Below are 17,064 nucleotides of genomic sequence, written 5' to 3'. Positions count from 1 at the left end.
CTGGCGGCGACAATCGGCCACGCCACACCCCGATATCATCGGTTTATGGCAATTATCACGCAATCGTGCACATTAAATCTCGGTAACGTGAATTCGGAGTGCCCTGGCAGAGCCGATGCGATGGTCCGGGGAATCTGCTTATCGCAAGCCTTCCATCTCGCGGATGCGCCGGGCGCCGTCGGCCTCGAGTTGTCTTGTGACGGCGCCGATCAGCGTTTCGGCGACGACGAAAAGTGCTGCCGAGGAATCCCATGCGGAAGGCACGGCGGTTCGCCCGGCAATGACGTGGCGGGCAAAGCGGGCGATCGGCGACAGCCACTGGTCGGTGAAGAGCACGATCTGAACGCCGCGCTGATGCGCCTTCTCGGCGAAGCGGACGAGGCTGTCCTGGTAGCGCCTGATGTCGAAGATCACCAGCACGTCGCGCTTGCCCATGTCGATCAGCCTGTCGCGCCACATGCTCTCCTGGCCGGCGAGGTGAAAGACATCGGGCTGGATGACGGCGAGATGGGCGGCCATGTAGCGCGCCAGCGGGTCGGTGAAGCGGCCGCCGATCAGGAATGTCTTGCCGCGCCGTTCGGCAAGCCTGGTGGCAATGTCGGCAAGCTGCTTGTCGGACAGGTGCCTGAAGGTCTCGCGCATGTTCTCGAGCGTCGCTTCCAGCATGGGTGACACCGTGCCGCCGTTGGGCGAGGGCGGGTTGAGCGTTCGTATCGCCGGAGACTGCAGTTGCGCCGCCAGTTCATCCTGCAGGCTCGACTGGAACTCGGAATAATTCTGGAAGCCCAGCCGGGCGACGAAACGCAGGATCGTCGGCGAGGAAACGCCGGCCGCGGCCGAGAATTCGGCGACCGTCTTCAGGCCGATCATCGGATAGCTGGCGATCAGCGTCTGGGCCGCTCGCCGTTCGCCAGCGGGCATGGTGCCGATGCGGTCGGCGATCAGTTCGGCAATACTGGAAATCATCGTTTCCCTACCCTTGGCCCGGCCGACGGTCTTTTCCGCAGATCGCATTTGACAAAGCCGGATAAACTGTATGAAATCATTCATCGGGACGCAATGACACAAAATACGTAACATACGATACAGCGCTCCCAGGGGACGGCAGGACTATGGAGAGAGCGCGGCCCGCCAGCCTTGGATCGTCTGATCCCGTTGGGGTTACCAACCCCGGCGGATCAAGCCCTTTCGTGCTGACCTGCGACCACGCTTCCAACTTCCTGCCGGCCGAATTCGGGACGCTCGGCCTCGCCGCCGAGGACCTGTCGCGCCACATCGCCTGGGATCCCGGCGCGCTGCCTGTCGCCCGCCGCATGGCGCAGGCGCTCGATGCGACGCTGGTCGAAACCCGCATTTCAAGGTTGGTCATCGACTGCAACCGGCCGCTCGATGCGCCGGACCTTGTGCCGCCGCTCAGCGAAACCACGGCCATCCCTGGCAATGCAGGCCTGTCCGAGAAACAGCGTGCAGCGCGCGTCGCCCTGTCATGGCAGCCATTTCACAGCACCATCGACCACATTGTCGAAGACAGGCTGTCGCGCGGGCAGGAGACCCGGTTGGTCTCCGTCCACTCCTTCACGCCGGTCTACAAGGGCCGCAACCGGCCGTGGCATATCGGCATCATCCATGACGAGGATCGTCGGCTGGCGGCGCCGCTGATCGGCGCGCTGAAACGGTTGGCCGGGGTTACGGTCGGGGTCAACGAACCCTATTCGCCTGCCGACCGCGTCTATTTCACGCTGGAACAGCATGCGCGTTCGCGCGGGCTGCCCTGCGCGATGATCGAAATCCGCAACGATGAAATCTCCGGCGAAACCGGGCAGCGGAAATGGGCGGATCTGCTTACGGGCATTTTTTTGAATCTGGAGCCAGAGGAGGCCAAGGGCTCTCGACGAAGCGCAGTCGGAAAGTCAGTTCAATCGGCCAGCTAAGAACCAACAGGGGAATTCTGACATGACAACACCTGATCACTCCGACAAGTCGGAGGACACAAAAATCCTTCACAGTATGGGCTACGCCCAGGAATTGGCTCGCCGCATGAGCGGCTTCTCCAACTTCGCCATTTCCTTCTCGATTATCTGTATCCTGGCGGGCGGCATTACGTCTTTCCCGCTGGCGATGGCCACCGGCAGTGGTTTCGAGGCGACCATCGGCTGGGTCATCGGGGGCGTCTTCGCCCTTGTCGTCGCCGCTTCGCTGGGCCAGATCGGCTCGGCCTATCCTACCGCCGGCGGCCTCTATCACTGGTCGTCGATCCTGGGCGGTCGCGGCTGGGGCTGGGCCACGGCCTGGATCAACCTGCTCGGCCTGATCTTCGTGGTCGCCTCGGTGAATGTCGGCGTCTACCTGCTGTTTCAAGGGCTCGTCGCAGGCCCGATCTTGGGCTGGGACACATCGACCTGGGGCTTCTGGCAGCAGACCGTGGCTGTCGTGATCATTACCGTCACCCAAGGTCTGTTCAATCATCTCGGCATCAAGACGACAACGAGATTGACCGATTTTTCCGGCTACCTCATCCTCGTCGTTGCGGTCGTGCTGACGCTGACTTTCCTGATCTGGGGCGCGCATGGTTTCGACCTTTCGCGACTGACCACCTTCGTCAACACGACCGGCGATCTCGGGGGCGGCTATGTTCCGACGGCCCGCACGGCGCTCGTGGCCTTCCTGATCGGCCTTCTCTACCCGCTTTACACGATCACCGGCTTCGACGCCTCGGCGCATACGGCCGAGGAAACGCACAACGCTCGCGTTGCGGTGCCCAGAGGTATGATCCACGCGGTCCTCTGGTCTCTCGTCTTCGGTTTCGTCATGGCGGTCTCCTTCGTCCTCGCGAGCCCCGACCTCGTGGCGACCGCCAAGGACGGCGGCAATGCCTGGTTCAATCTCTTCAACAACCTGCCTGCGCCGACCTGGCTCAAGGATCTGCTCGGCATCTGCATTGTGCTGTCGAATTATCTGTGCGCGCTGGCCGGCCTCACTTCGACCTCGCGTATGATCTTCGCCTTCTCGCGTGACGGAGGTCTGCCGGGATCGTCCTTGTGGAAGCAGGTTTCGCCGACCTGGCGCACGCCTGTCCCGGCTATCTGGCTGGGTGTCGTGCTGTCGATCGCCGCCACGCTCTATTCGCCGGCTTTCGCGGCGCTTGCAGCCGGCTGCGCGCTCTTCCTCTACGTCTCCTATGCCATGCCCATAGCGGCCGGACTTTTGGCGGAAGGAAAAACCTGGACCGAATTCGGACCGTTCCGGCTCGGCATCTGGTCAAAGCCGTTCGCCATCATCACCGTGATTGGTGTCCTGGTGTTGATGTATGCCGGCATCCAGCCGCCCTTCGACATCCTGATCAACTATGCGATTGGATTGATCATTCTGCTCGTCGTTTTGTGGTTCGCCGTTGAAAATCGCCGCTTCCAGGGGCCGCCCATCGGCGAGGCGGCAATCGCCAAGCGCAGGGCGATCATCGCGGCGGCCGAAAAGGCCGTCGGCGAATCCGCCTGAACAGCCAATCAAACCGTGGCGGGTTCGCTCGCCACGGTTTTTAGTCCCGTTCAACATGACAAGCCCGAAACGACCAAGCACTGGAGTGCCAAAGGAATGGCCGGAAATTTCTCGTTCGATCAGTTGAAGAAAGCGGTCTCCAATGGCGAGATCGACACGGTGCTGGCCTGTATCGTCGACATGCAGGGCCGATTGGCGGGAAAGCGGTTCCTGGCGCAATACTTCGTCGATTCCGCGCATGACGAAACACATGGCTGCAACTACCTGCTGGCGGCCGACATCGATATGGAGCCGGTGCCGGGCTACAAGGCGGCAAGCTGGTCGAAGGGTTATGGCGACTTCGTCATGAAGCCGGACCTCGCGACGTTGCGGCGTATTCCCTGGCTGGAAAAGACGGCGCTGGTGATCTGCGACGTGCTCGACCACCATACCCATGACGACCTGCCGCATTCACCGCGCGCCATCTTGAAGAAGCAGGTCAAGCGGATCAGCGAGCGTGGCTATATTGGCTATTTCGCTTCCGAGCTCGAATTCTATCTGTTCAACGAGACCTACGATTCCGCCCGCAAGAAGCACTGGCAAGGTCTCGACACCGCGTCGCCCTATATCGGCGATTACCAGATCGGCATCACCACCAAGGAAGAAGGCGTCATGCGCCGGCTTCGCAACGAGATGGAAGCAGCCGGCATCCCGATCGAGAATTCCAAGGGCGAGTGGGGCCCGGGTCAGGAAGAGATCAATGTGCGCTATGCCGAAGCGCTCGACATGGCCGACCGCCACGTCATCCTGAAGAACGGCGCCAAGGAAATCGCCGAGTCCGAAGGCAAGGCGATCTCCTTCATGTCCAAATACAATTACGGGCTCGCCGGCAATTCCAGCCACATCCACAATTCACTGTGGAGCGTCGACGGCAAGACGCCGCTGTTCTTCGACGAAAAGGCCGATTGGACTTTGTCGACGCTCGGCCAGCAATGGGCGGCTGGGCAGCTTAAGTATGCCAAGGAGTTCACCTGGTTCCTGGCGCCCTACATCAATTCCTACAAGCGCTTCCAGGCGGGCACTTTCGCGCCGACCAAGATCATGTGGAGCGAAGACAACCGTACCGCCGGTTTCCGCCTGTGCGGCGAAGGTACCAAGGGCATCCGCATGGAATGCCGCATCGGCGGCGCCGATCTCAACCCTTATCTGGCTTTCGCTGCGCTGATCGCGGCCGGCCTCGCCGGCATCGATGAAAAGCTCGAGCTGCAGAAGCCCTTCGTCGGCGATGCCTATCAGGCGTCGCGCCTGCCGGAGATCCCGAAGACGCTGCGCGATGCCACCGAGACACTGGCCAAATCGAAGATGCTGAAACAGGCGCTCGGCGAGGATGTGCTGGAACACTATGTGCACACGGCAAAGTGGGAACAGTTCGAATACGACCGCCGCATCACGGATTGGGAACTGCACAGGGGGTTCGAGCGATATTAAACCAAGCCACCGCTGCCTCTCCGGCCATCGCTTGAATGGCGGCGGCGCCAATCAAGATTCATGAATTGCGAGGACTGAAGGAATGACCGAAACGGTCAAGTTAAAATCTCCGATCGACGGCTCGATCTACGCCGAGCGTCCGATCGCGACGGATCAGGCGATCAACGCCGCGGTCGAGCGTGCCAGGGCGGCGCAGGAGAAGTGGGCGCAGACGCCGATCGTCGAGCGCGGCAAGTACATGCTGGCGATGCTGGAAGCGCTGGTCGCGATGACCGACGAGATCGTGCCGGAGATCGCCTGGCAGATGGGGCGGCCGGTTCGCTATGGCGGCGAGTTCGGCGGTGTCAAGGAACGCACCAACTATATGGTTGAGATCGCGGAAGCGGCGCTCAAGTCGGTGCCGGCCTCCAATCCGAAGGATGGGTTCCGCCGCTATGTGAAGAAACATCCGCTCGGCGTGGTCATGGTGATCGCGCCTTGGAATTATCCCTATCTCACCGCCGTCAACACCATCGTGCCGGCGCTGATGGCCGGCAATGCCGTCATCCTGAAACATGCGGCACAGACATTGCTGGTCGGAGAGCGCTTCAGCCAAGCCTTCGACAAGGCCGGCCTGCCCAAAGGCGTGTTCCAGAATGTGGTTCTCAATCACGCCCAGACCGAGAAACTGCTGGGTTCGGGCAAGATCGACCATGTCAATTTCACCGGCTCGGTCGGCGGCGGCCGCGCCATCGAAAAGGCGGCGGCAGGCACCTTCATGACGCTTGGCCTCGAGCTCGGCGGCAAGGACCCGGCCTATGTGCTGCCCGATGCCAAGATGGACCACGCGGTGGCCAACCTGGTCGACGGCGCCTTCTACAATTCAGGCCAATGCTGCTGCGGCATCGAACGCGTCTATGTGCACGAGAAGGTCTATGACGAGTTCGTCGAGGGCTTCATCGCCGAGACGAAGAACTATGTCGTCGGCAATCCACTGGAGCAGGCGACGACGATGGGGCCGATGGCGCAGGCGCGTTTCGCCGACCTGATCCGCGAGCAGAAGGCCGAGGCGCTGCGCAAGGGTGCGGTGGCGCACATCAACATGAAGGTGGCCGACGACAAGGACGGCTCGCCCTATCTGGCGCCGGAGGTGTTGACGCAAGTCGACCACCAGATGAGCGTCATGCGCGAGGAAAGCTTTGGCCCGATCGTCGGCATCATGAAGGTGCGCAACGACGAGGAGGCGATCGCTTTGATGAACGACAGCGCTTACGGGCTGACCGCCTCGATCTGGACGCGCGACACCGAGCATGCGGTAGCGATCGGAAACCGCGTCGAGACCGGCACGGTGTTCATGAACCGCTGCGACTATCTCGATCCCGCGCTGGTCTGGACCGGCGTCAAGGATACCGGCAAGGGTGCCGGGCTGTCGGCCATCGGCTACGACAATCTAACGAGGCCGAAGTCATTCCACCTGCGTGAAGCCATCTAATTTTCGAAAGACAAAAAATGCCCAAGCTCATCTCCAAATGGAACTACCCCACCACCGTCCGCTTCGGTGCCGGGCGCATCAAGGAATTGCCGGAGGTGCTCGCGGCCACCGGCATCAAGCGGCCGCTTTTCGTGACCGATCCGGGATTGGCGAAACTGCCGGTCGTGGCCTCGACGCTCAGGATTCTCGACGAGGCCAAGGTACCCTATGGCGTGTTCTCCGAGGTGAAGCCGAACCCGGTGGACTCCAACCTCACCGCCGGCATCGCCGTGTTCAAGAAGGGCAAGCATGACGGCGTCATCGCTTTCGGCGGCGGCTCGGCGCTCGACCTCGGCAAGCTGATCGCCTTCCAGGCCGGTCAAACGCGGCCGGTCTGGGATTTCGAGGATGTCGGCGACTGGTGGACGCGCGCCAACTCCGATGCCATCGCGCCGATCATCGCGGTGCCGACCACGGCCGGCACCGGCTCGGAGGTCGGCCGCGCCGGTGTCATCACCAACGAGGCGACCCACACCAAGAAGATCATCTTCCACCCGAAACTTTTGCCGGCGATCGTCATTGCAGATCCGGAACTGTCCGTCGGCATGCCGGGCTTCATCACCGCCGGCACCGGCATGGACGCGCTTGCCCATTGTCTAGAAGCTTATTGTACGCCTGGCTATCATCCGATGGCCGACGGCATTGCCGTGGAAGGCGTGCGCCTGGTGTTCGAGAACCTGCCGAAGGCTTATGCCAACGGTGGGGATCTCGTCGCGCGCGCCCACATGATGAGCGCTGCCGCCATGGGTGCGGCCGCCTTCCAGAAGGGGCTGGGCGCCATTCACGCGCTTTCGCACCCGATCGGCGCGCTCTACGACACCCATCATGGCATGACCAACGCCGTGTTCATGCCTTACGTGCTGGCCTTCAATCGCGAGGCGATCGAGGATCGTATCGCTCGCCTCGCGGCCTATTGCGGCATCAAGGGCGGCTTCGACGGCTTTGCCAAGGCGATCATCAAGCTGCGCAAGGACCTGAAGGTGCCGCACGCGCTACCGGGACTGATCAAGGGCCTCGACATGGACAAGAAGCGCAAGGCGCTGATCGCCGACATGGCGGTGGTCGATCCGACGGCCGGCGCCAACCCGGTCAAGCTGACCAAGAAGGCGGCGCTGATGTTGCTCGAAAACGCCATCGCCGGGACGGTCTGAGGCCGGTTCCGCGGTGCGGAAGTTGATCGGGAAAACGAGGGGAAAGGAAAGGGGAAGGGGCAATATAAGGGCGGATTAATGATTAGCCGGAAAATTAAGTGGTGGCTAATTGCTACAGCCGGTTAAAAAGAGTTAACTTTTCGTGCTGCTGGCGGCCGGTTTCACAAAGCTTTCATCTGGCTGTCACACGAAAACGATACCGCATCGCAGGCGTCCAACGGCGCCAGTTCAACGGAGAGAACACATGTTCAAATTCACGGGGAAGGTGCTTTCCCTTTCGGCCGCGACCCTGATGGTGTCGTCGGTGATTTCGTCCGCTGCTTCGATGGACGATCTCGTCAAGGCCGCGAAGGCTGAAGGCCAGCTCACCACCATCGCTTTGCCGCATGACTGGTGTGGTTATGGGGACGTCATCGCCGGCTTCAAGGCGAAATATCCGGAAATCACTGTCAACGAACTCAACCCCGACGCCGGTTCCGGCGATGAAGTCGAGGCGATCAAGGCCAACAAGGACAACAAGGGCCCGCAGGCTCCTGACGTCATCGACGTCGGCCTGTCCTTCGGCCCGACCGCCAAGGCCGATGGCCTGTTGATGCCTTATAAGGTGTCGACCTGGGATTCGATCCCGGACAGCGCCAAGGATGCCGACGGCGCCTGGTACGGCGACTATTACGGCGTGCTGTCGTTCATGGTCAACAAGGACCTGATCAAGGAATCGCCGAAGGACTGGGCCGATCTCCTGAAGCCGGAATTCGCCAACGCGGTCGCCGTCGCCGGTGACCCGCGCGCTTCGAACCAGGCCATCCAGGCGGTGTATGCCTCTGGTCTGTCGACCGGGGCCGCCGCTGGTGAAGCCGCCGGCAAGGCCGGTCTCGACTTCTTCAAGAAGCTCAACGCCGCCGGCAATTTCGTCCCGGTCGTCGGCAAGCCTGCCACGCTCGCACAGGGCCAGACCCCGATCCTGATCAATTGGGATTACAACGCGCTTGCCGGCCGCGACACGCTGAAGGGCAACCCGCCCGTCGACGTCGTGGTGCCGAAGAGCGGCGTTGTCGCCGGTGTCTACGTGCAGGCGATCAGCGCTTACGCGCCGCATCCGAACGCGGCCAAGCTGTGGATGGAATACCTCTATTCCGACGAAGGCCAGATCGGCTGGCTCAAGGGCTATTGCCACCCGATCCGCTTCAACGATCTCGCCAAGAACGGCAAGATCCCGGCGGACGTGCTGGCTAAGCTGCCGCCGGCTGAGTCCTATGCCTCGGCTGCTTTCCCATCGCTCGACGAGCAGGGCAAGGCCAAGGAAGCCATCAGCAAGAACTGGGACGCCGTTGTCGGCGCCAACGTCAAGTAAGAGTTGAAATCCACCGGGCGGTCGCGAGGCCGCCCGGTTTTCCCTCGAAGACGGTAGCCGGCGCATGACCGATCTTACGCTTTCAAATCAGGCTGTTGCCACCAAGCCAGCGCCGCCGAACGAGGCGACCACTTTCCGCTTTCCGATGCAATGGGTTGGCGTGGCGCCTTTCTTCATCTTCGTCCTGATGTTCCTGATCCTGCCCACGATCTATCTCGTGCTGGGCGCTTTCCAGACTGGCGATGGTCAGCTGACGCTGGACAACATCCTGCAACTGGTCAGCGATCCCTCGATCAGCGCTTCCTACTGGGTTTCGATCAAGATCAGTTTCTGGTCGGCCATCATCGGGGCCTTTGCCGGGCTGGCGATCGCCATCGCCATCGTGCGCGGCGGCCTTCCGAATTGGACCCGCTCGGCGACCCTGACTTTCTCGGGCGTCGCCTCGAATTTCGCCGGCTTGCCGCTGGCCTTCGCCTTCCTGGCGACCCTCGGCCGCGTCGGCATCGTCACAACGCTTCTGCGTGATGTTCTCAATGTCAACATCTACGCGATGGGCTTCAATTTTCTCACGACATCAGGCCTGATCGCGGTCTACCTGTTCTTCCAGATTCCGCTGATGGTGGTCATCATCGTGCCGGCAATCGACGGATTGAAGAAGGAATGGGGCGAGGCCGCCGCCACGCTCGGGGCCACCCAGTCGCAGTATTGGCGCATGGTGGTCATTCCGGTCTTGTGGCCGAGCTTCCTTGGTACCGTCATCCTGTTGTTCGCCAATTCCTTCGGCGCCATCGCCACGGCTTATGCGTTTGCCGGTCCGGCGCTCAACATCGTTCCCATCAAGCTCTATTCGCAGATCAATGGCGACGTACTGCACAATCCGCAACTTGGCTATGCCATCGCCTTCGGCATGATCGTCATCACGGGTTTGGCCAACGTCTTCTACATCTGGTTCCGGACCCGGTCCGAAAGGTGGCTCAAATGAAGTCGGGCAAATTCTGGGCCTGGGTCGTCTTCATTGTCGGCGCGGCCTATTTCTTCATTCCGCTGATGGCGACTGTAGAGTTCTCGCTGCGCATGCGGCGCGGCGTACACTCCTTCGACGCCTACCAGATCGTGCTGGGCGACGCGCGCTTCCAGTCGACCTTCCTGTATTCGGTGATCGCGGCCGTCTTCACCATCATCCTCGGCGTGCTGATCGTGGTGCCGGCGGCATACTGGATCCGGCTGCGCCTGCCGCAGCTCCGGCCGATCGTCGAATTCATCACGCTGTTGCCGCTGGTCATTCCGGCCATCGTCATCGTCTTCGGCTATATCAGGATGTACGGCTCCAATTCGCCGCTGCCGTTCCTGGGCAGCAACATGGGTGCCAATGCCTTGCTGGTGATCGGTTATGCGACGCTGGCCCTGCCTTACATGTATCGCGCCGTCGATACCGGGCTGCGCACCATCGACGTGCGGACATTGACCGAAGCAGCGCAGATTCTCGGCGCCGGCTGGGGCACGATCATTGGCCGGGTCATCCTGCCCAATGTGCTGATCGCCGTGCTGTCGGGCGCCTTCCTCACCTTCGCCATCGTCATCGGTGAGTTCACCATGGCCAGCCTGCTCAACCGGCCTGCCTTTGGCCCGTATTTGCAGAATATCGGCGCCAACCGCGCCTATGAGCCGGCGGCCCTTGCCATCATCGCCTTCGCCATTACCTGGGGCTGCATGTCACTCATCCAGATCCTGTCCCGCTTCGCGCCCAAATCGGCGAACCGCCCGAATTGACCTGAGAGAAAAAGCCATGGCCGAGCCGTTCCTGTCCATCCAGCATGTGCGAAAGTCCTACGGTTCCAACACCGTGGTGCAGGATTTCAGCCTCGACGTCGAGCCCGGCGAGTTCGTCTCGTTCCTCGGACCCTCCGGTTGCGGCAAGACCACGGTGCTGCGCATGGTCGCCGGCTTCGAGGAGCCGTCGGCCGGCAAGATCGTCGTCGCCGGCAAGGACATTACGCGGCTGAAGCCCAACCAGCGCAATGTAGGCATGGTGTTCCAGGCCTATGCGCTGTTCCCCAACCTCACCGTGGCACAGAACATCGCTTTCGGGTTAAAGGTTGCCGGCATGCCGAAGGCCGATGCCGACAAGCGCGTCGCCGAGATGCTCGACATGATCAGGCTGCCGCAGATGGCGGACCGCTATCCCTACCAGCTTTCCGGCGGCCAGCAGCAGCGCATCGCGCTGGCGCGCGCGATCGCGCCGAAGCCGAAGCTGCTGCTGCTCGACGAGCCGCTGTCGGCGCTCGACGCCAAGGTGCGCGTGTCGTTGCGCGAGGAAATCCGCTCGATCCAGAAGAAGCTCGGCATCACCACCATCTTCGTCACCCATGACCAGGAAGAGGCGCTGTCGATCTCGGACCGCATCGCAGTCATGTATGGCGGCAAGGCCGAGCAGGTCGCGACGCCGTTCGAGATCTACAACCGGCCGGCGACCAAGTTCGTGGCCAATTTCGTCGGCACGCTCAACGTACTCGAAGGCAAGGTCACCGACGCCGCGTCCGGCAAGGTGCAGGTCAACACGCAGGAAGTCGAGCTGAAGGGCAAGCTCAACGGCTCGAAGTCCGGTGACATGCTGTCGCTGGCGCTGCGGCCCGAGGCGATTTCACTCGGCCGCCAGCCCGGCCGCGACTCCAGCCTGACCGGGGAGATTTCCGAAGTGCATTTCCTCGGCTCGGTGATCCGGGTCCGCGTCGGCATCGGCGGCAACACGGTGTCGCTCGACACGTTCAACAACTCCGCCACCCCGCCGCCCGCTGTCGGCGAGAAGGCCGAGATTTCGTTCTCGTCGAGCGATATGCTGGTGCTGCATTAGGTAGTCCGCAGTCGGAGGGCGCTTCCAAACGGTGCTCCAGCCATCGGGATTTCTCATGGTGTCCGTGGCGGCACGACCCGCGCCACAGCCATGACTTTGGCACTGCCAATCACTTCGTTCGGCGGCTACGATAGAGCATGGCCCTTTTCGAACTGACGCTCGTTCTGCTGCTGATCGCCGTGGCGTTGACGGCGCTGTCGCGGCAGCTGGAGATTCCCTACCCGTCCCTGCTGGCGCTCGCCGGGGTCGGGATTGCCTTCGTGCCAGGGGCCCCGACGATCGAGATCGATCCGGAACTGGCGCTGGCGCTGTTCATCGCGCCGGTGCTTCTCGATGCCGCTTATGACACGTCGCTGCGCGACCTGAAGCGCTACCGTCTGTCGCTGGTACTGCTGGCGCTCGGCGCCGTGGTCTTCACCACTGTCGTGGTTGCCTTCGTCGGCTGGAAGATGGCCGGCCTGCCGATCGCGGCGGCGATCGCACTTGGCGCCATCGTCGCGCCGCCAGATGCGGTGGCGGCATCGGTCGTGCTCGGGCAGTTCAAGGTGCCGCACCGCATCACCGCCATCCTGCAGGGCGAGAGCCTGCTCAACGATGCGACAGCGCTGCTGATCTACCGGCTGGCGGTTTCGGCAGCGCTCGGCTCGATCATGCTGAGCAACGCCGTTCCGACGATCTTGCTGTCAACCATAGGCAGCTTGGTAGCGGGTTATGTGTTTGGCCGCTTCTCGCTGCTGACACTCACCCGGATCGAGGATGCGGCGAGCAGCACCGTGGTACAGTTCGCCGGGACATTCGGGGTGTGGATCCTCGCCGACAGGCTTGGCCTTTCCGCCATCATCACCATTGTCGTCTATGCCATCACCATTGCACGCAGGGCTCCGCGCCGCATGTCGGCGAGACGTCGCGTCAGCACCTATTCGGTCTGGGAGTCGGCGGTGTTCGTGCTCAACGTGCTGGCCTTTGTGTTGATGGGCCTGCAGGCCCGGTCGATCGTCGGCAGGCTTTCCGGTGACGGGCAGGGCGAAGCATTTCTGTTCGCCGCAACCGTGCTGGCCGTCGTCATTGTGGCACGTCTCGTCTGGGTGGCGAGTTACGTCGCGATCATACGATGGTTCGCCCGCTTCGGCGGCGAAGACGGACTGCGAGAAGCGCCGACATTTCGCGGCGCCGTGCTCGTCGGCTGGTGTGGCATGCGGGGGCTGGTGACACTGGTGGTGGCCATTGCCTTGCCGGCCGGCTTTCCCGGCCGCGATCCGATCGTGCTTGCCGCCTTCGCGGTGGTTCTGGGCACACTTGTGTTGCAAGGCATGACCTTGAAGCCCTTGCTGCGGATACTCAACTTCGAACGGGACACCAGCGTCGATCGCGAAGTGGCTCAGGCGCGCGTTGCCATCATGCAGGCCGCCCTTGACGTGTTGAGCCGCAAGACGTCGGCTGCGGCGGCTGTCGTGCGCGAGCAGTACGAGGCTCAGCGCGTGGTCGCGGAAAATCCGGAGGACGCGCAGGCGGCGACCGAATACGACAGGCTGCGGCTCTACGCCATCAACCGCCAGCGCGACACGCTGGAGGAACTGCGCAGCAACGGCACGATCGGCGATGAAGCCTATCACCGGCTGGAGGAAGAGATCGACTGGGCGGAATTGGCGGCGTCGCCCGCCGGCCGGTTCCAGCCGCTGACCACCGACTAGCAGCGTCTCGAGCGCCGCCCTGCTGGCCCAAGCCCCGTCCGTCTTTCTGCACATTGCAAGCAATCGACCGAACCGTTACTGCCAACGCCGAGAAGTGAGCCGGATAAGCAATGAAGCTGGTCAGCTACAACATCCAGTACGGGTTCGGCAGCGACGGACGCTACGATCTTTCGCGCGCCGCGCGCATCATTGCCGGCGCCGACATCATCGCCTTGCAGGAGGTGGAACGGCACTGGCAGCGCAGCAATTTCGACGACCAGCCACGGCTGCTTTCCCAACTGCTGCCGGACTATCACTGGGTCTATGGCCCGGCCTTCGACATGGATGCCAGCGAATGGCTGGACGGCCATCTGACCAACCGCCGCCGGCAATTCGGCACCATGGTCCTGTCGAAGCTGCCAATCGTCTGGTCACGGCTGCACGCGCTGCCGATGCGCCGCACACTGCGTCCGCTCAACACCCGCAACGCCGCGCTCGAATGCATGATCCGCACACCGGCCGGACCGGTCAGGGTGCTTTCGCTGCATCTCGCGCACATCGCTGCGGAAGAGCGGCTGGAGCAGATCGACTATCTCCTGGCCGAGCATCGCCGGGCGCCGTCGGAAGGCGGCCCGTGGAGCGGCGCGGACGACGAACCTTCGCGCAACTGGACACACGGAGAAGCCGAGCCGGAAAACCCCCCGGCGGCGATCTGGCTGGGCGATTTCAACATGGAGCCTGGCAGCGCCGAATATCGCCGTATCGTCGGCAGCACGCCTTATCATCGTGGGGCAGCCTATATGGATGGCCTCGTCGATGCCGCCGCCGTGGCGGTTGAACCGGCTGGTGATTTCCATACGCATGAGAAGATCATCGACGGCAGACTGGCAAAGCGCCGGCTTGACCATTGCTTTGTCGGCGGCATGTTCTCCGGGCGTGTGCGCTCGGTCAGCGCCGATATCGGCGAGGTTGCGTCCGATCACTTCCCCGTCCGGGTCGACATCGATCTCGAAACGCCCTTCGGCTCGGGAGGTCGATGAGCACCATATGACGCTTTTCGTCTTCTTCGCGGTGCTTGCCGCGGCCGCCATGCACGCGATCTGGAACGCGCTGGTCAAGGTCCATCTCGATCGCTTTCTGTCGATCACGCTGATGACATTGGGTATGGGGGTCGCGGGCCTTGTGGTGCTGCCTTTCGTCGAGGTGCCCAAGGCGGAAGTCTGGCCCTACATCATCGCCTCGGTGATCTTCCACATGGGCTACCGCACCTTCCTGATCGGCGCTTACCAGGCCGGCGATTTCGCCCAGACCTATCCGCTGGCGCGCGGTACGGCACCCTTGCTGGCAGCGCTCGGCGGCATATTCATGGTCGCCGAGGTTCCGGCGCCACTCGCCATTGTCGGCATCCTGCTGTTGTCGGCCGGCACGCTGGTGATGTCGTTTCGCGGTGGCGCGCATCTGGAGAAACTCAACCTGCGCGCGGTCGGCTTCGCCTTCGGCACCTCGGTGTTCATCGCCAGCTACACGCTGTCCGACGGCAGCGGCGCGCGGCTGGCGGCAACCGCGCAAAGCTATGCCGCCTGGCTGTTCATCTGCGATGCGTTTGGGGCGCTGGTGCTGTGCCTCATTTTCCGAGGGCCCAAGGCGCTTCCGGTGTTGGCGCGCGACTGGAAGACCGGGTTGTTCACCGGCGTGCTTTCCGGCGCCGCCTACTGGATCGTGATGTGGGCGATGACCAAGGCGCCGATCGCCTCGGTTGCGTCACTGCGCGAGACCTCGATCCTGTTTGCCATGATGATCTCGGTTTACGCGCTCGGCGAGAAGATGACGGGCTGGCGCGGCGCCGCCGCGCTCAGCATTGTCGCTGGGGTTGTCGCACTTCGGCTGGGGTGAGCCCTGCTCAACCCAGAACGGTCATCACCTGACCTCGCCGCTCCGGACTGAAGCGGATGACGACGATGATGCAAACAGCGACCACGCCGGCAAACAGCGCCAGCGCGTAGCCGTAGCTGCCGCCGGGCGCTTCAGCGATACCCGCCTGATACGGACCGCCATAGGACGCGGCGAGATTGCCGGCCTGGTAGATGAAGCCGGGCAAGGTGGCGCGCACCGCGCCGGGCGAAAGCTCATTGAGGTGAACGGGGATGACGCCCCAGGCACCCTGGACCGCGACCTGCATGATGAAGGCGCCGATGGCCAGCATGAAGGGTGTTGAGCTGTAGGCCCATAGCGGGATCGCCGGCAGGGCGATGATGCAGGCCAAAGTGATGGCATTGATGCGGCCGATCTTCTCCGACAGCGCGCCGAAGGTCAGGCCGCCGACAATGGCGCCGATATTGGCGACGATGGTGATCCAGCTCACCGTATGCGGATCAAAGCCATGCTGCTTCTTCAGGAAGGTCGGGTAGAGGTCCTGCGTACCATGGCTGAAGAAGTTGAAGAACATCATCAGCACGACAGCGTAGACAGCAACGCCCCAGTGCTTCTGCAAGGTCTCCAGCATCCCCGGTCGAGCGGTTTTCTGTGCCTCGACGAAGGCAGGAGATTCCGGCACATGCGAGCGGATGAACAGCACCATCAGCGCCGGAACGAAGGAGAGCAGGAACATGGCACGCCAGCCGACCGTGTAGCTGCCGATCGTCTGCTGGTAGAGCAGGCCGTAGACCACCGCGGCCAGGAGGTAGCCGGCCGGATAGCCGCATTGCAGGATGCCCGAGACCATGCCGCGGGCGCTCGGCGGAATGGACTCCATGGCGAGCGAACTGCCGAGCCCCCATTCGCCGCCCATGGCGATGCCGAACAGGGCCCGCAGCGCCAGGAAGACGCCGAGATTGGGCGAGAAGGCGGCCAGCGCCCCGATCACCGAGTAGCTGACGATGTTGAGCATCAGGATCGGCTTACGACCGTATTTGTCGGCAAGCATGCCAAAGAAGAACGCCCCGATGAAACGCGTCGCCAACGTCAGGAACAGTGCCTTCGACACCGCGGGGACATCGGTCTGGAATTCAGCCGCAATGTCGGTGAGCAGAAATGTCAGAAGGAAGAAATCAAAAGCATCGAGCGTCCAGCCCAGAAATGAGGCCAGAACGGTTTTCTTCTGCTCGGCGGTGAGATTCAAGGCGTCCTCCTTTGTATCCCCCAAAGGAACGATATGTCGCCTTGTCGGCAAAAGAGAACAGCAATCAGCCGGCTTTCGAAAGGCCGGCGGTCACTTTTTCGTAAGGTCGAGATCGAAGACCATCAATCCGTCCGTGCCGCCTTCGAGGGCCGCGACCAGCCGGGCGCCTGCGCGCTGATGCGCCTCATGCACAAGATAAGCGTCGCGCGCCGCGATATCGCGGAAATCGATGGTGAAGCCATGGGTGAGACCCCGCGCGAAAGGCTCAGGACTGACATTGGCGCTGAAGTGGACGGTATCCATGCCATCGATGACGGAGCGCAAAGCCTCGAGGTCGGCGTGGATGGCCGTACGCTCGGTCGGGGACACATCGCTACGAAATCTAGCGAAGACACAGTGCCTGATCATTTTCTTGCCCTCTAGATGTTTAATCCCGGCATTTGCTGGAGCG

15 protein-coding genes are annotated in these 17,064 nt (G+C 62.3%); 12 read left to right on the top strand and 3 right to left on the bottom strand.

All coding sequences use genetic code 11. The features are described from left to right. Nucleotides 1-138: 138 nt before the first annotated feature. Nucleotides 139-966 carry a MurR/RpiR family transcriptional regulator gene (locus C7I87_RS31705; protein ID WP_149907916.1) on the bottom strand — a complete coding sequence of 276 codons (828 nt, stop codon included), beginning with the start codon at nt 964-966 and terminating at the stop codon, nt 139-141. 146 nt (nt 967-1,112) lie between these two features. Here C7I87_RS31705 and C7I87_RS31700 point away from each other — a divergent pair, with 146 nt between their 5' ends. From C7I87_RS31700 to C7I87_RS31645, 12 genes are all read left to right on the top strand, one after another. Continuing rightward, nucleotides 1,113-1,931 carry an N-formylglutamate amidohydrolase gene (locus C7I87_RS31700; RefSeq protein ID WP_149907906.1) on the top strand — a complete coding sequence of 273 codons (819 nt, stop codon included), beginning with the start codon at nt 1,113-1,115 and terminating at the stop codon, nt 1,929-1,931. 22 nt (nt 1,932-1,953) lie between these two features. Next, entirely contained in the window at nt 1,954-3,495 is a 1,542-nt protein-coding gene (locus C7I87_RS31695; protein WP_149907905.1) for an amino acid permease, read from the top strand. Nucleotides 3,496-3,591: 96 nt separating this feature from the next. Beyond that, nucleotides 3,592-4,962 carry a glutamine synthetase family protein gene (locus C7I87_RS31690; RefSeq protein WP_149907904.1) on the top strand — a complete coding sequence of 457 codons (1,371 nt, stop codon included), beginning with the start codon at nt 3,592-3,594 and terminating at the stop codon, nt 4,960-4,962. Nucleotides 4,963-5,044: 82 nt separating this feature from the next. After that, entirely contained in the window at nt 5,045-6,433 is a 1,389-nt protein-coding gene (locus C7I87_RS31685) for an aldehyde dehydrogenase family protein (RefSeq protein ID WP_149907903.1), read from the top strand. 17 nt (nt 6,434-6,450) lie between these two features. Then, the gene (locus C7I87_RS31680) at nt 6,451-7,623 is read left to right on the top strand and encodes an iron-containing alcohol dehydrogenase (protein WP_149907902.1); all 1,173 of its coding nucleotides are present in this window, start codon (nt 6,451-6,453) and stop codon (nt 7,621-7,623) included. 244 nt (nt 7,624-7,867) lie between these two features. Continuing rightward, entirely contained in the window at nt 7,868-8,974 is a 1,107-nt protein-coding gene (locus tag C7I87_RS31675; RefSeq protein ID WP_149907901.1) for an ABC transporter substrate-binding protein, read from the top strand. Between the two features lie 64 nt (nt 8,975-9,038). Then, nucleotides 9,039-9,956, top strand: a complete 918-nt coding sequence (locus C7I87_RS31670; protein ID WP_149907900.1) for an ABC transporter permease — start codon at nt 9,039-9,041, stop codon at nt 9,954-9,956. Continuing rightward, a complete protein-coding gene (locus tag C7I87_RS31665; RefSeq protein WP_149907899.1) occupies nt 9,953-10,744 on the top strand; it encodes an ABC transporter permease in 792 nt (263 codons plus the stop codon). The genes C7I87_RS31670 and C7I87_RS31665 overlap by 4 nt, the downstream gene beginning before the upstream one ends. Before the next feature lie 16 nt (nt 10,745-10,760). Beyond that, the gene (locus C7I87_RS31660) at nt 10,761-11,825 is read left to right on the top strand and encodes an ABC transporter ATP-binding protein (protein ID WP_149907898.1); all 1,065 of its coding nucleotides are present in this window, start codon (nt 10,761-10,763) and stop codon (nt 11,823-11,825) included. A gap of 137 nt (nt 11,826-11,962) precedes the next feature. Beyond that, nucleotides 11,963-13,516, top strand: a complete 1,554-nt coding sequence (locus tag C7I87_RS31655) for a cation:proton antiporter (protein WP_149907897.1) — start codon at nt 11,963-11,965, stop codon at nt 13,514-13,516. 110 nt (nt 13,517-13,626) lie between these two features. After that, nucleotides 13,627-14,535 carry an endonuclease/exonuclease/phosphatase family protein gene (locus C7I87_RS31650; protein ID WP_149907896.1) on the top strand — a complete coding sequence of 303 codons (909 nt, stop codon included), beginning with the start codon at nt 13,627-13,629 and terminating at the stop codon, nt 14,533-14,535. Nucleotides 14,536-14,542: 7 nt separating this feature from the next. Next, nucleotides 14,543-15,388 carry an EamA family transporter gene (locus C7I87_RS31645; RefSeq protein ID WP_149907895.1) on the top strand — a complete coding sequence of 282 codons (846 nt, stop codon included), beginning with the start codon at nt 14,543-14,545 and terminating at the stop codon, nt 15,386-15,388. Between the two features lie 7 nt (nt 15,389-15,395). Here C7I87_RS31645 and C7I87_RS31640 read toward each other — a convergent pair whose 3' ends face one another. Together C7I87_RS31640 and C7I87_RS31635 are read right to left on the bottom strand one after the other, a co-directional pair. Continuing rightward, nucleotides 15,396-16,613: an MFS transporter gene (locus C7I87_RS31640; RefSeq protein ID WP_188394073.1), complete on the bottom strand. Its 1,218-nt coding sequence runs from the start codon at nt 16,611-16,613 to the stop codon at nt 15,396-15,398. Nucleotides 16,614-16,703: 90 nt separating this feature from the next. After that, the coding region (locus C7I87_RS31635) for a Dabb family protein (protein WP_246696480.1) at nt 16,704-17,064 on the bottom strand (361 nt) is incomplete at its 5' end.

Source organism: Mesorhizobium sp. SARCC-RB16n, from assembly GCF_008520305.1.
Lineage (GTDB): Bacteria > Pseudomonadota > Alphaproteobacteria > Rhizobiales > Rhizobiaceae > Mesorhizobium.
The sequence above is the reverse complement of the archived record's forward strand: the minus strand, read 5'-3'. Positions and strand labels throughout refer to the sequence as shown.